This window comes from Ottowia flava (assembly GCF_008017535.1).
Classification (GTDB): domain Bacteria; phylum Pseudomonadota; class Gammaproteobacteria; order Burkholderiales; family Burkholderiaceae_C; genus Ottowia; species Ottowia flava.
The window spans coordinates 70850-83989 of the sequence record NZ_VRUA01000010.1 but is presented as its reverse complement, the minus strand read 5'-3'; the positions used below and the strand labels follow the sequence as shown (position 1 = coordinate 83989).

The 13140-nt window shown below is 67.7% G+C and carries 13 protein-coding genes; 4 read left to right on the top strand and 9 right to left on the bottom strand.

The annotated features are described in order from the left end of the window. Positions 1-163: 163 nt before the first annotated feature. The 3 genes from FVQ98_RS11600 (at position 164) to FVQ98_RS11590 (ending at position 3189) form a co-directional block, all read left to right on the top strand. Entirely contained in the window at positions 164-799 is a 636-nt protein-coding gene (locus FVQ98_RS11600) for an MBL fold metallo-hydrolase (RefSeq protein WP_147913677.1), read from the top strand. 160 nt (positions 800-959) lie between these two features. Continuing rightward, on the top strand, positions 960-2327 hold the full coding sequence (locus tag FVQ98_RS11595) for an AmpG family muropeptide MFS transporter (RefSeq protein ID WP_370512953.1): 1368 nt from the start codon (positions 960-962) through the stop codon (positions 2325-2327). A gap of 154 nt (positions 2328-2481) precedes the next feature. Further along, on the top strand, positions 2482-3189 hold the full coding sequence (locus FVQ98_RS11590; protein WP_147913598.1) for a response regulator: 708 nt from the start codon (positions 2482-2484) through the stop codon (positions 3187-3189). On the opposite strand, the gene FVQ98_RS20415 is transcribed toward FVQ98_RS11590, so the two are convergent. Continuing rightward, complete coding sequence (locus tag FVQ98_RS20415; protein ID WP_377615110.1) at positions 3162-3632, bottom strand: DUF2859 domain-containing protein; 471 nt, start codon at positions 3630-3632, stop codon at positions 3162-3164. The genes FVQ98_RS11590 and FVQ98_RS20415 overlap by 28 nt on opposite strands. Between FVQ98_RS20415 and FVQ98_RS11585 the strand changes: the two genes are divergently transcribed. After that, positions 3588-4442 carry an ATP-binding protein gene (locus tag FVQ98_RS11585; protein WP_377615109.1) on the top strand — a complete coding sequence of 285 codons (855 nt, stop codon included), beginning with the start codon at positions 3588-3590 and terminating at the stop codon, positions 4440-4442. The two genes, FVQ98_RS20415 and FVQ98_RS11585, sit on opposite strands and share 45 nt — an antisense overlap. A 278-nt stretch (positions 4443-4720) precedes the next feature. Here FVQ98_RS11585 and FVQ98_RS11580 read toward each other — a convergent pair whose 3' ends face one another. From FVQ98_RS11580 to proV, 8 genes are all read right to left on the bottom strand, one after another. Next, the gene (locus FVQ98_RS11580; protein ID WP_147913597.1) at positions 4721-5989 is read right to left on the bottom strand and encodes an O-antigen ligase family protein; all 1269 of its coding nucleotides are present in this window, start codon (positions 5987-5989) and stop codon (positions 4721-4723) included. A 71-nt stretch (positions 5990-6060) separates the two neighbouring features. After that, the gene (locus FVQ98_RS11575) at positions 6061-6273 is read right to left on the bottom strand and encodes a zinc-finger domain-containing protein (RefSeq protein ID WP_147913596.1); all 213 of its coding nucleotides are present in this window, start codon (positions 6271-6273) and stop codon (positions 6061-6063) included. 75 nt (positions 6274-6348) lie between these two features. Beyond that, complete coding sequence (locus tag FVQ98_RS11570) at positions 6349-7398, bottom strand: glycosyltransferase (RefSeq protein WP_147913595.1); 1050 nt, start codon at positions 7396-7398, stop codon at positions 6349-6351. 50 nt (positions 7399-7448) lie between these two features. Next, the gene (locus FVQ98_RS11565; RefSeq protein ID WP_147913594.1) at positions 7449-8387 is read right to left on the bottom strand and encodes a branched-chain amino acid transaminase; all 939 of its coding nucleotides are present in this window, start codon (positions 8385-8387) and stop codon (positions 7449-7451) included. A 73-nt stretch (positions 8388-8460) separates the two neighbouring features. Next, positions 8461-8958, bottom strand: a complete 498-nt coding sequence (locus tag FVQ98_RS11560; RefSeq protein WP_255507743.1) for a glycerate kinase — start codon at positions 8956-8958, stop codon at positions 8461-8463. A 138-nt stretch (positions 8959-9096) separates the two neighbouring features. Next, positions 9097-10143 (bottom strand): glycine betaine/L-proline ABC transporter substrate-binding protein ProX, encoded by a 1047-nt coding sequence (proX, locus tag FVQ98_RS11555; RefSeq protein ID WP_147913593.1) that lies wholly within the window; start codon positions 10141-10143, stop codon positions 9097-9099. A gap of 23 nt (positions 10144-10166) precedes the next feature. After that, entirely contained in the window at positions 10167-11435 is a 1269-nt protein-coding gene (gene proW, locus FVQ98_RS11550) for a glycine betaine/L-proline ABC transporter permease ProW (protein ID WP_147913592.1), read from the bottom strand. A 39-nt stretch (positions 11436-11474) separates the two neighbouring features. After that, on the bottom strand, positions 11475-12734 hold the full coding sequence (gene proV, locus FVQ98_RS11545) for a glycine betaine/L-proline ABC transporter ATP-binding protein ProV (RefSeq protein WP_147913591.1): 1260 nt from the start codon (positions 12732-12734) through the stop codon (positions 11475-11477). Positions 12735-13140 lie beyond the last annotated feature (406 nt).

Sequence of the window (13140 nt, the reverse complement as noted above, 5' to 3'; positions counted from 1 at the left end):
GAGGGTGGCGAAAGCCCAGCGCTGCGCCATGTGCTGACCGCGGTCACTTGTTTTTTTGTAGCTGGCCGCGCAGGTGGTTGTAGGGCTGGCGGGCGATTTGGCTTAAAGTACCTGCATGTCCGTTGAAACGACCCCCGCACCTGCCACCGGCGCCGCCAGCGCCGTGCTGCACTACCGCACCGTGCCAGTCACCGCCTTTGCGCAAAACTGCTCCATCGTCTGGTGCGGCGCCACGCGCGACGCGGCGGTGATCGACCCGGGGGGCGATCTGGCGCGGATTGAAGAAGAAGTGCAAGCGCTGGGCGTCAAGCTGAAAGCGATCTGGCTGACCCACGCGCACATCGACCACGCGGGCGGCACGGCCGAGCTGAGTGCGCGGCGGGGGCTGCCCATCGTCGGCCCGCACCCGGGCGACCAGTTCTGGATCGACGGCATTGCCGAGCAGGGCCGCATGTTCGGCTTTCCGCAGGTGGCGCCCTTCACGCCGACGCGCTGGCTGCACGACGGCGACACGGTGCAGATCGGCCAGTGCGTGCTGGACGTGCGCCACTGCCCGGGCCACACGCCGGGGCACGTGGTTTTCCATTCGCGCCAGGCGCAGCGCGCCTTTGTGGGCGACGTGCTGTTTGCCGGCAGCATCGGCCGCACCGACTTTCCGGGCGGCAACCACGCGCAGCTGATCAGCAGCATCCGCGAACGCCTGTGGCCGATGGGCGACGACACCGTGTTCATCCCCGGCCACGGGCCGGAGAGCAGCTTTGGCGAAGAGCGCCGCCACAACCCCTACGTGCGCGGCTGAGGGGTGTAACGCTTCAAAAAGCGCATGAAATCAGCGCGGGCTGCGTCAATAATAGGAGCAATGAACCGCTTCCGGCCTGCCCTGCATTTCCGTGCTCTGCCCTGGCCGATCGCTGTGGCGGGGGCGCTTGGCACGCTCGCCGCGCCGTCGAAAGGCCGCCTTGTCTGACGCCCAACCGGCGGCCAGCGCCGCCACCCCACCGTCGCCCGAGCCGCGCACCGGCTGGGCCGACACGCTCAGGATCTACCTCGCGCCCAACAGCTTGCGCATGCTGGCGCTCGGCTTTTCGGCCGGGCTGCCCTTGCTGCTGGTGCTGGGCACGCTGTCGTTCCGCCTGCGCGAGGCGGGCATCGACCGCTCGACCATCGGTTACCTCAGCTGGGTCGGCCTGGCCTACGGCTTCAAATGGGTGTGGGCGCCGCTGGTCGACCGGGTGCCGCTGCCGGGGCTGACGCGCTGGCTGGGCCGGCGGCGCAGCTGGCTGCTGCTGGCGCAGCTGGGCGTGGCCGCCGGGCTGGTGGGCATGGCGCTGGCCGACCCGCGCGTGTCGCTGGCCGGCGTGGTGTGGTGCGCGCTGGTGGTGGCATTTGCGTCGGCCACGCAGGACATCGCGCTGGACGCCTACCGCATCGAATCGGCGCCGACCGACCTGCAGCCAGCGCTGGCGGCCAGTTACCAGACGGGTTACCGCCTGGCCATGATCTGGGCTGGCGCGGGTGTGCTGTGGGTCGCGGCGCGGGCGCAGGGCGCCACGACCGGCTACGACAACGCGGCCTGGGCGGCCGCGTACCTCGTGATGGCCGCATCGATGGCGCTGGGCGTGCTGACGGTGTTGATCTCGCCCGAGCCGCCGCCGGTGCCCCAAAAGCCCGCGCGCACCGCCGGCGAATGGGTGCAGAGCGCGCTGATCGAGCCTTTTGCCGACTTCTTTCGCCGCTACAAGTGGCAGGCCGCGCTGATCCTGGCGCTGATCGCCGTCTACCGCATCAGCGACGTGGTGATGGGCATCATGGCCAACCCGTTCTACGTCGACATGGGCTACACCAAGGACGAGGTGGCGGCCGTCACCAAGATCTACGGCGTGGTCATGACGCTGGTGGGCGCCTTCGTGGGCGGCTCGCTGGCGCTGCGCTTCGGCGTCATGCGCATCCTGATGCTGGGCGCGCTGCTGTCGGCACTGACCAACCTGCTGTTTGCCTGGCTGGCCGGCTACGGCCACAGCGTGCCGGCGCTGATCGCCGTGGTGTCGGCGGACAACCTGGCGTCGGGCATCGCTTCGGCGGCGTTCGTCGGCTACCTGTCGAGCCTGACCAACATCAGCTATTCGGCCACGCAGTACGCGCTGTTCTCGTCGCTGATGCTGATGCTGCCGAAGTTCGTCGCGGGCTTTTCCGGCGACTACGTCAACGCCTTTGGCTACGCGGGCTTCTTCACCAGCACCGCGCTGCTGGGCCTGCCGGTGCTGGTGCTGGTCGCGCTGGCGGCACGAAGTTCAAGGTCAAATCGGCCTGCGGCGCTAGATGGGTAAGCGCAGAAAGCTATTGAAATAATAGCGAAACGCGGCACCGCTGCCGCGGCGTTTACCTATCTTTACCGCGCCTTCAAGCCGTGCCAGCGCGGTGCGCCGATGATGAGCGCCAAAGCCGCCTGGGCGGCGCTGCAGCCGTGCTAGAAAGGAGCGCATGAGCACCCAACGCCTGTTGATGATCGAAGACGACGTGCGCCTGGCCGGCATGGTGGGCGAATACCTGTCGCAGTCCGGCTTTGCCGTGGAACACGCGGTGGACGGCAACAGCGGCCTGGCCACGCTGCAGGACAAGCCGTTCGACCTGGTCGTGCTGGATTTGATGCTGCCCGACATCGACGGTCTGGAAGTCTGCCGCCGCCTGCGCGCGCTGCCCGGCGAGGTGGCGCGCACACCCGTGCTGATGCTGACCGCCAAGGGCGACCCGATGGATCGCATCGTGGGCCTGGAGCTGGGTGCTGACGATTACCTGCCCAAGCCCTTCGAGCCGCGCGAGCTGCTGGCGCGCATCCGCGCCGTGCTGCGCCGCCACCAGCCCGGCGCCGCGCCCGAGCACCAGGTGCTGCGCTTTGGCTCGCTCGAGATCGACCGCGACGCGCGCATCGTCACCGTGAATGGCCAGGCGGCCGATCTCACCAGCTACCAGTTCGACCTGCTCGTCACCCTGGCCGAGCGCGCTGGCCGCGTGCTGACACGCGAGCAGATCATGGAGGCGGTGCGCGGGCGCGAGCTGGAGGCGTTTGACCGCTCGATCGACGTGCACATGGGGCGCATCCGCGCCGCCATCAAGGAAGACGTGAAGAACCCCAAGCGCATCGTCACGGTGCGGGGGGTCGGTTACGTCTTCGCCAAGCAGCAGGATTGACGCGCGTGGGCCTGCCCAACCCGATTGCCCGCAAGCTGTACCTGCGCATCTGGCTGGCGGTGGCCGGCAGCGTGGCGGTGCTCAGCCTGCTGGTCGGCTGGGCCTGGCACAAGGCAGATCAGCAGCGCGACCGCGAGCGCCTGACGCAGCCGCCGCGCGAGGTGATGGTGCGCAACGCCGCGGGCGATTTGATCGGCACCGCGGAAGCGCAGCCGCGCCGCGTGCCGGGCGAGCCACCGCTGTTTGAGTTTGTCGTCACCTTGCAGGACGGGCAGGTGCTGAACCTGCAGATGCCGCCGCGCAAGCGCGCCGAGCCTGGTCGCCGCGGCGGCAATTCGTTGCTGGCCTGGCTGCGGCCGCCCTACGGCTTTCTGTGGGTGCTGGGGCTGGCGGGCTTGATGGTCATGGTCGGGGTGTTTCCGGTCGCGCGTCGGCTGACGCAGCGGCTGGAGGGGCTGCAGCGCGGCGTTCAGCGCTGGGGCGAGGGCGATCTGTCGGTGCGTTTGCCGGCCTCGGGCCAGGACGAGGTGGCGGACCTGTCGCGCCGCTTCAACGATGCGGCGGAGCGGGTCCAGAGCCTGATGGATTCGCAAGCGGCGCTGCTGCGCTCACAGAAGTCGCTGCTGGCCAACGCCTCGCACGAGTTGCGCTCGCCGCTGGCGCGCATCCGCATGGCGCTGGAACTGTCGGGCTCGGCGCCGTCGCCGGCCGTGCGCGCGGAAATCGGCCGCAACATCGTCGAACTCGATCAGCTGATCGACGAAATCCTGCTGGCTAGCCGCCTGGACGCCAAGGAGCTGGATCTGGGCACGATGGAAGAGGTCGACCTGGTTGGCCTGGTGGCCGAGGAGGCGGCGCGCGTCAACGCGGCTTTTGAGCCGGCCGAAGGCGTGACCAGCGTACTGGTGCCAGGCGTTAACCGCTTGCTGCGCCGGGCGGTGCGCAACCTGCTGGAAAACGCGCGTCGCTACGGCGGCCAGGACGTGAGCGCCGAACTGTGGACCGAGAACGGCCAGGCGGTGGTAGCGGTCAACGACCGCGGGCCGGGCGTGCCTGTCGACCAGCGCGAACGCATCTTCGAGCCCTTCTACCGCATGCCTGGGGCAAGCGAGAGCCACGGCGGCGTCGGCCTGGGCTTGGCGCTGGTGCGCTCGATCGCCGAACGCCACGGTGGGCAGGTCTCTTGCGGACCCCGAGAGGGCGGCGGTGCGCGGTTTAGATTGAGTTTCCCGTTGGTTTTATCCAACAAATGAATTCTTTTGACTAAATTTTCGCGACTTCCGCCACGCGCCCCCCGGAATGAGGGGTTTCCACATTTCCTGCAACTTGTAAAGTAGGTGTTTTGCTGTCACACTCTCTCTCGGTCCTTGGCTCACTTGCGCTTGCAAGCGCCAAAAGACTGTGAGAGTCAGGTCCTCACAAGAAGCGTCACACGAAACCGCCCCCTACCCGGGGCGGTTTTCTTTTTGGGCGCCACAAAACGTCTGAGCACCACTGGACCCGCGCGACTTCGTCGCCCATGCCCCGAGCGTCAGCCATGGATCGGAGGACGAGCCGGCTGAGGATGCAGCGTGGCAAAGAGGAAGATCAGCAGCGCCAAGTAGATCATCACGCCGTTGTAGTGCGCGAAAAACACCTGCGTCAGGCCAAAGCCCATGTGCGCGCCTACGACAGTCACGCCGAGCAGACGTATGCAGATCTCATCGTCAAGTGGCAGCTGAGGCGTGCGGCCAACGGTCCGCCGCCTCGGCCAGAACAGGGCCAGGGGCACCAGGTACAACACGCCCAGTCCCGCCACCCCAAGCAGCCCGCGCTTGACGAACTGGTCGATCACTTCGTTGTGGGCGTGCCCATATTCCAGCACCGCGGGGCCAGCTTGGCCGGCCGCGACACGGCGGGCTTTCTCCGCCGCATAGCCTGCCTCGCCCCAACCCAGCAGCGGCTTTTCACGGCCCATCGCCCAGGCCAGGTTCCAGTGGTCGAGGCGGTGGCCGACCGAGGTGTTGGCATTTCCCGTGGATTCGTAAGAGGTCACTTCTGCGATCGCCCAATCCAGGCGCTGTTCCAGTTGAGGTGCCATGCGCCAGCCGAGCGGCACCAGCAGCACGCCCAGCACCAGCAGCCCCACCAATGCGCGGCGGTGCGATACCCAGTGGGCAATCAGCCAGAACAAAATCGGGAGGCACAGCGCGATCGCCAGCCACCCACCCCGTGTCTGCGAAAGCAGCGAGCCGAGCAAACCCAGTGCGCAGCAGGCCAACACCGCCAGCCGCAGAGGCCAGCGCCAGCGCGGCCCGTAGACCGTGAACTGCAGCCAGCACATCACACCGAACATGCCGCACAGGTTGCCCAACTGGATGGCGTTGCTGGTTTTCTCGGCGCTGGTCCAGGGACGGTCCAGTCCCAGGATGAAAACCTCGTACAGCGCGCGCAAGCCTCCGCAGGCGGCACCGACCGCAATGCCGGCGAGCAGCCAGCGCAGCTGCGGCGGAAAGCGCATGAGGTACAGCAGGCAAGGCAGCACCAGCGCGTAGCGCACCGGTTTGTTCAGGACACTCACGCCTTTGGACCAGTCGCTGCCGTGCAGCCACACCAAAGCCATCACGACGATGGCGCCGGCCAGCCAGCGTGTCTCAGGCCGTACCGGCCAGCGCCACCAGTAGGGGGCGCCTGCCAGGGCCCCGACAAACAGCAGGCCAATGCCCCAGGCGTAGCCGGAGGGTAGCCACAGGGCCAGCGCAGGCACCAGAAAGGCCGCCAGGCTCGTGAGGCGGAGGTGGGTCGCTTCGGTGAGGTTCAAGATGCAGTCGGGCGGCTACTGCTGACCGCATCGCCCCGGCTGGTCATGGCGGTGCCAGAGGGACTGGCGGATCAGTGGGAAGCGACGTGTTCGCCCGCCTTGAGCTGATACAGAGTTCCGCAGTACGGGCACCTGGCTTGCCCGGTGTGGGCAACATCCAGGTACACCTTGGGATGGGCGTTCCACAGTTCCATTTTCGCCAGCGGGTTAGGGCAGAAGACGCCGCCCTGGGGCGTCAGGTCTTTGGCCAGCAGGATGACCGGTGCGGGAGTAGTCGTGCTCATCGGTGAACGTTTCAAGGTGGCGCCCGGCTCAACGGCTGAACGGGCGCGGTGGCGATGCCGCTATTGTCCAGCGTTTTACTGCGGGTCTGGCGCGGGCTGCGGTCGCACGGCCGGCGCCTGCCGCAACTGGTCCAATTCACGCAGATAGAAGGCGTCGAGCTCGCGCAGCTTGCCCGCAATGTCGAACCGCTCGATCGGGTAGTCGCGGCGCGGCGGGCGCTCGGCCAGCATTTCGGTCAGGGCGGTGGTCAGCGCAACGCTGTCGTCGATGGGCACCGACACCGGCGCCATGGCGTCGGCCAAGTGAAGCGCGCCCTCGGTGCGGGTGGCGATGATGGGAAGGCCGGCCTGCATGGCTTCCAGCAGCACCAGGCCAAACGGCTCCGAACGGGCTGGGCTGACGAAGGCGTCGAACGCGCTCAGCCAGTCCTTGGGGTGCCGTGAGAACCCCGGTGTGACCACCCGCGAACCCGAGCGCCGCTGCAGCTTGGCCAGCGCGGGCCCGTGCCCGACCACCACCAGCCAGGTGTTGGGCAGGTTGGCCTGCTCGAAGGCGTCGATCAAGGTATCGAACCCCTTGCTGGCCTCGGCACGACCCATGGCACCGAATACCCAGGCGTCGGCAGGGATGCCATGCTGCGCGCGCAACTGCGAGCGCGCGTCCGGGGAGGGCATGTGCGGCAGGATCCAGTTGTCGATCTGGGCGGTGTGCCCGCGCAAGGGCGTCGGGATCTCGCGCAACTGCCAAGGCGCAATGGCGACCAGCGCGTCCAGGTCGGCATGTTGCTGTGGCTTGTAGCGGATGTGCAAGGTGGCCACCCGCAGGCACAGGCCCGGCACGGCACGCAGCGCGCGGCAGGCAGCGCTCAGGTGGGCGTGGGCGACATCTGGCTGGATGCGGCGCAGCGCGCGCGTCGCATGCCACCAAGACAGCCAGTCCGGCACCAGCACCAAGTTGACGCGCGGGTCGACCAGGTCGGCGTAGGCGTCTTCGTGGGTGCCCGCGGCGCCGCGGCGCAGGACGAGGGATACCTCGTGCTCGCGCGACTGCGCATTGGCCAACTCGATCGCGTGGCGTTCGCTGCCCGCGAAGTGGCGTGTGAGGATCAGGTGCGCGATACGCATGGCCGGGGCGCTGGGCCGACGGCCTGCGCTGAACCGTGTAATCGGTTCAGTTATACCTTGGTGAGCCAGTGAGCGTATTTCGGATTGCGTCCGTTGACGATGTCAAAAAATGCGTTCTGGATCTTTTCGGTGACCGGGCCGCGCTCGCCTGCGCCGATCTGGATGCGATCCAGTTCGCGGATGGGCGTGACTTCGGCAGCCGTCCCGGTGAAGAACATTTCATCGGCGATGTAGCACTCGTCGCGGGTGATGCGCTTTTGCACCAGCTGGATGCCGAGGTCTTCGCAGATGTGCAACACCGTGTTGCGCGTGATGCCATTCAGGGCCCCGGCCGACAGATCGGGCGTGTAGACCACGCCGTCCTTGACGACAAACACGTTCTCGCCCGCGCCTTCGCTGACGAAGCCGCTGGTGTCCAGCAGCAGCGCCTCGTCGTAGCCATCGTCCAGCGCTTCCATGTTGGCGAGGATCGAGTTGCTGTAGTTGCTCACAGCTTTGGCCTGCGTCATCGTGATGTTCACGTGGTGGCGGCTGTAGCTGCTGGTCTTGACGCGGATGCCGCGCTTCAGCCCCTCTTCGCCCAAGTAGGCGCCCCATTCCCAGGCTGCGACCATCAAATGGATGGTGTTGCCCTTGGGGCTGACGCCGAGCTTTTCGGAGCCGATCCAGGTCAGCGGGCGCAGGTAGGCGCTTTTCAGCTGGTTGGTTCGCACCACTTCCTTCTGCGCGTCGTTGACCTGATCTTGGGTGAAGGGAATCTGCATGCGCAGGATCTTCGCGCTGTTGAACAGGCGCTGCGTATGTTCCTGTAACCGGAAAATGGCGGTGCCATTGACCGTGTTGTAGGCACGCACCCCTTCGAAGGCGCCGCAGCCGTAGTGCAGCGTGTGCGTCAGCACATGGATCTTGGCGTCGCGCCAGTCGACCAGATGACCGTCGAACCAGATCTTGCCGTCGCGGTCGGCCATCGAAAGAGGAGGTGTGCTCATGAAAATCCCTGTGAATGCACGCGGGCGGCCAGCTTGCAGCGTTCCCTGCCGGTCAAAAGGTTAACCGACGATTTTATGCCTGCCGGTTGTCCGCGTCGATGGGCGTGGCGACCGGATAGGCCCCGGGCGCTGAGTCTGTAGCCTTTTTGCTTAATGAGAGCTCCGCACCCGCGTCCGCCGGTGGTGTGGGACGGTCCAGGCGCCAGCCGTTGAGTTGGCCGCGCTGGAATTCTGCCGTCACCTGCGAGCCGCCCGGGTCGGTCCAGCGGTAGACCTCGGGCTCGGCGCCTTCGGGCGACAGGCGCTCGCCCATCGAGCGGGTCAGCGCCATCACGTGCAGCAGGGCGCTGCGGGGCTTGAGCTTGGCGTTGAGCATCACCGCACTGTCGACGTAGCCGATAGGCCGGTCGGCGGCGCGCTTCATCACCTGGAGCACGCGCGTGTAGTACAGCAGGAACCACAGCACCAGCGCGGTGCCGGCCAAGGCCAGGCCGGCCCAGCCGCCGGCGCGCCAGGCGCCGGCGCCCAGGGCGACGGCGATCACGAGGGTCAGAATGCGTTGCCAGGTCATGCCGTGATTGTCGCTGTGCCGGGTAGCAAGACTTGGTTATTGAGGAAAATTGGCCTCTAGCCCTACAACCATCAGTGCGAATAGCTATTAAACTAATAGCAATTGACGCGAGCCATCGGGCCCGTCGCCCAGCCGCCGTCAGCGGACGGCGGCGCGCGCTTGCTCGATCCAGCCGTCGAACAGCGCCTGGTGCGCCTTGATCCAGCCTTCGGTGTGGCGCTCGATGTCGGCAGGCTTGTCCTGGCCGTCGTTCATGGCGTTGTTCTGCGCGGTGATGTCGGTCACCGGCAGCTTCATCAGGCTGAACAGCTTGGCCGCGTCTGGGTGCGCGTCGATGAAGGCGCGGTTGGCCAGGATGCGCTGGGTGTTGATGACCGAGCCGTAGTTGCGCCCGTTGGGCAGCGTGGTGTCCAGCTTGGCCTGCTCGCCCGGCAGCGCCGAAAACGGCACCTGCAGCCAGACCACGTCTTTGCCCGGCACCAGCACGCTGCTGACCCAGTACGGCGTCCAGGTGAAGTACAGGATCGGCTTGCCGGCCTTGTAGCGCTGGATCACGTCGGCCATCAGCGCCGGGTAGCTGCCCTGCTGGTGCTGCACGGTGTCGCGCAGCTTGTAGGCCGTCAGCTGGGTTTCGATCTGCGCTTCGCAGCCCCAGCCAGGCGTGCAGCCCGTGAGGTTGGCCTTGCCGTCGCCGTCGGTGTCGAACAGCTTGGCGATCGCCGGGTCGTTCAATTGCTGCAGGTTGGTGATGCCGTGGGCGTCGGCCGTCTTCTTGTCGATCAGGTAACCCTGGATGGCGTCGGCCGAATAGGCGTTGTCGCGCCACAGCTTGGCGTCACCGCCCGAGTTCTTGTAGTAGTCGTCGTGCAGCGGCTGCCAGTGGTCGGCCAGGAAGGTGGCGTCGCCGTTGGCAATGGCCAGGTGGGCGGTCGGGTATTCCACCTCGCGGATCGGCTGCACGTCGTAGCCCAGGCGCTCCAGCCCCTTCATCACCAGCAGGGTCTGGAAGGTTTCTTCGGCGATAGTGCTTTTCAGCGGTTGCACGCGCACGCCCTTGCCGGGCTGGCTGGGGTCGGCGGCGAAAGACGGGGCCACGGCGGCGACCAGGGTCAGGGCGAGCAAGGCCGCGCTGGCGGCACGCCAGTGCGAGGGTTGCGAGGGGCGCAGGGGCAAAGCGGTGTTCATGGCAATTCCTTCAGGTTCGGGGCTCAGGCCGGCTGGGCCTGCGGGTGGGCGTTGGGGGCGGCCGTATCGGCGGCGGCGCTGGCCGGGCGGCGCGCCAGCGCGCGCCGCACCAGGCCGATCGGGCCGCGCGTGGCCCAGCTCTGGCCGTGGCGCTGCGGCTGGCTGAGCGCCTGCGTCAGGCGGTCCAGCACGATGGCCAGGATCACGATGCCCAGGCCGCCCACGCTGGCCAGGCCCATGTCCAGGCGGCCAATACCGCGCAGCACCATCAGGCCCAGGCCGCCCACGGCGATCATGGAAGCGATCACCACCATCGACAGGCTCAGCATCAGCGCCTGGTTGATGCCCGCCATGATCGACGGCATGGCCAGCGGCAGTTGCACCTTGGTCAGCAGCTGCCAGGGCGAGGCGCCGTAGGCGGTGGCCGCTTCGACCAGGTCGGGCCGCACCTGGCGGATGCCCAGGTTGGTCAGGCGCACCAGCGGCGCCAGCGCGAAGATGATGGTGACGATGACACCCGGCACGTTGCCGATGCCGAACAGCATCACCACCGGCACCAGGTACACGAAGGCGGGCGTCGTCTGCATAGCATCCAGCAGCGGGCGCACCAGGCGGTTGGCGCGCTCGCTGCGCGCCAGCCAGATGCCCAGCGGCACACCGATCAGCACGCAGAACGACAGCGCGGTCAGCACCAGCGACAGCGTCACCATGGCCTCGTTCCAGATGCCCAGCAGGCCAATCACCAGCAGCGACAGGCCCGTGAAGATGGCCATGCGCGCGCCCGCCAGCTGCCAGGCCAGCAGCGACAGCAGGCCGATCATCACCAGCGTGGGCGGGTACAGCAGGGCGGCTTCCACGCCGCCCAGCAGCGCGTCGACCGGCTGGCGCAGCGCCTGGAAGGCGGGGCGGAAGTGGTCGACGAACCAGCTCAGGCCGTCGTTGATCCAGCCTTGCACCGGCAGCGCGCCGTCGAACCAGCCGGCCACCGTGTGGGCGGCGGAATCGGCGGCCTGCGTGGCCTGCGCCGGGGCGTCCGCGGCCGCGGCGCCGGATGCGCTCATGTCCTGCGTCACTGCCTGCGGGCCACCCAGCCAGGCGGGGTGGGCGTCCGTGGGGGCGGCTTGGTACGGGTCCTGGAAGGCGGCGGAAGGCGCGGAGGCGCTGGCTTGGGCGGCCGCGGCGCTGGCGTCCTGCGTCACGGCGGCGGCGCCGTCCAGCCACGCGGGCTGGCTGTCGGTCGGGGCCGCCTGGTAGGGGTCGGCAAAGGTGGGGGATGTGTCGGTCGTGCTCATGGCGAACTCTCCGGGGGTCTGGTCGTCAACGCGTCGGTCTCAGGCGCTCAGCGCGGGCTCGGCGGTGGTTTCGGTCGGCTCGGGCAGCGGATTGCCGCGCGGGTCGGTGGTCGGATCGAGGAACTTCAGCAGCGTGTTCTTGCTGATCGTGCCGACGAAGCGGCCGTCCTCCGCCACCACCGGCAGCGGCGCGGGCTGCGCGACCATGCGGCTGTAGAGGTCGGCGATGGGCGTGTCGGCGGCCACCGGCTCGACGTCGGGCACGAAGGCGTGGCGCAGGCCCAGCGTGCCTTCGTGGCCGTGCAGCGCGTTGCGCAGCGAATCCGCGGACACGGCGCCCAGGTACTGGTGGCGCGTGTCCACCACGTAGGCCCATTCGCGGTCCTGGTCCTGCAGGCGCTTCAAGGCCGGGCGGCAGCCGCGCGTGGGGCTTTCGGACACCTCCACCTGCGTCTTGCGCGCGATGTCGGCGGCCTTGAACACCGCCGCCGCGTCCACGCCGCGCACGAACTGGCGCACGTAGTCGTTGGCGGGCGCGCGCAGGATGTCTTCGGGCGTGCCGACCTGCTCGACCTGCCCGTCTTTCATGATGGCGATGTGGTCGCCGATGCGCATGGCCTCGTCCAGGTCGTGCGAGATGAAGACGATGGTGCGGCGCTTGATCTGCTGCAGGCGCAGCAGCTCATCCTGCATTTCGGTGCGGATGATCGGGTCGAGCGCGGAAAACGCCTCGTCCATCAGCAGGATCGACGGGTCGGCCGCCAGCGCGCGCGCCAGGCCCACGCGCTGCTGCATGCCGCCCGAGAGCTCGTCCGGGTAACTGTCGGCCCACACCGCCAGGCCGACCTGCTCCAGCGCATCGCGCGCGGCGGCGTCGCGCTCGCCCTTGGGGATGCCGGCCAGCTCCAGCCCGAAGGCCGTGTTTTGCAGCACCGTCAGGTGCGGCAGCAGCGCGAACGACTGGAACACCATGCTGATGTGCTTGCGGCGGAACTCGCGCAGCTGGGCGTCGCTGTACTGAGCGATGTCCTCGCCGTCGACCACCACGCGGCCGGCCGTGGGCTCGATCAGCCGGTTGAGCATGCGCACCAGCGTCGACTTGCCCGAGCCCGACAGGCCCATGACAACGAAGACCTCGCCCGCCTCGACGCGCAAGCTGGCGTCGAACACGCCGATCGACTGGCCGGTCTGCGCCACGATCTCCTGTTTGGACAGGCCTTGGCGGGCCAGTTCGAGCGCGCGCTCGGGCTGGTCGCCGAAGACCTTGAACACCTTGTCTATCTCAATGGTTTTGGCCATGTTGTCCTTCCGGTTGGCAAAAGCAGCGGCGCCGGTGGGCCACCTGGACGGTGGATGACCGGCCAATGCACGCTGCATGGCGAACGAGGGGATGGGGCCGGGCCAGCTGACTGACCCCTGTGACGGCCCCAGGGCGGGCGATGTGGGTTGCACTGCGCAGGCGGCAGGAACCCAGCAAGTCCTTGGCCGCCCCGGCGCCGCTCAGTAGGGAGCGGCGCAACCGATGGGGCAGGCCCGCGGCCGAGATGCTCGGCCTGAAAACGCAAAGCGCCCAGCCAAGCCAGGCGCGACAGAATTTACATATTATATCCAAATCGCTATGTAAGTCAATGCCAACTGCGAGTTCTGGGTATGAGGGGCGTGGCGGAGGCCGCCCAGCCGTGAGAAGCCGCGGTCAGGTTCGCCT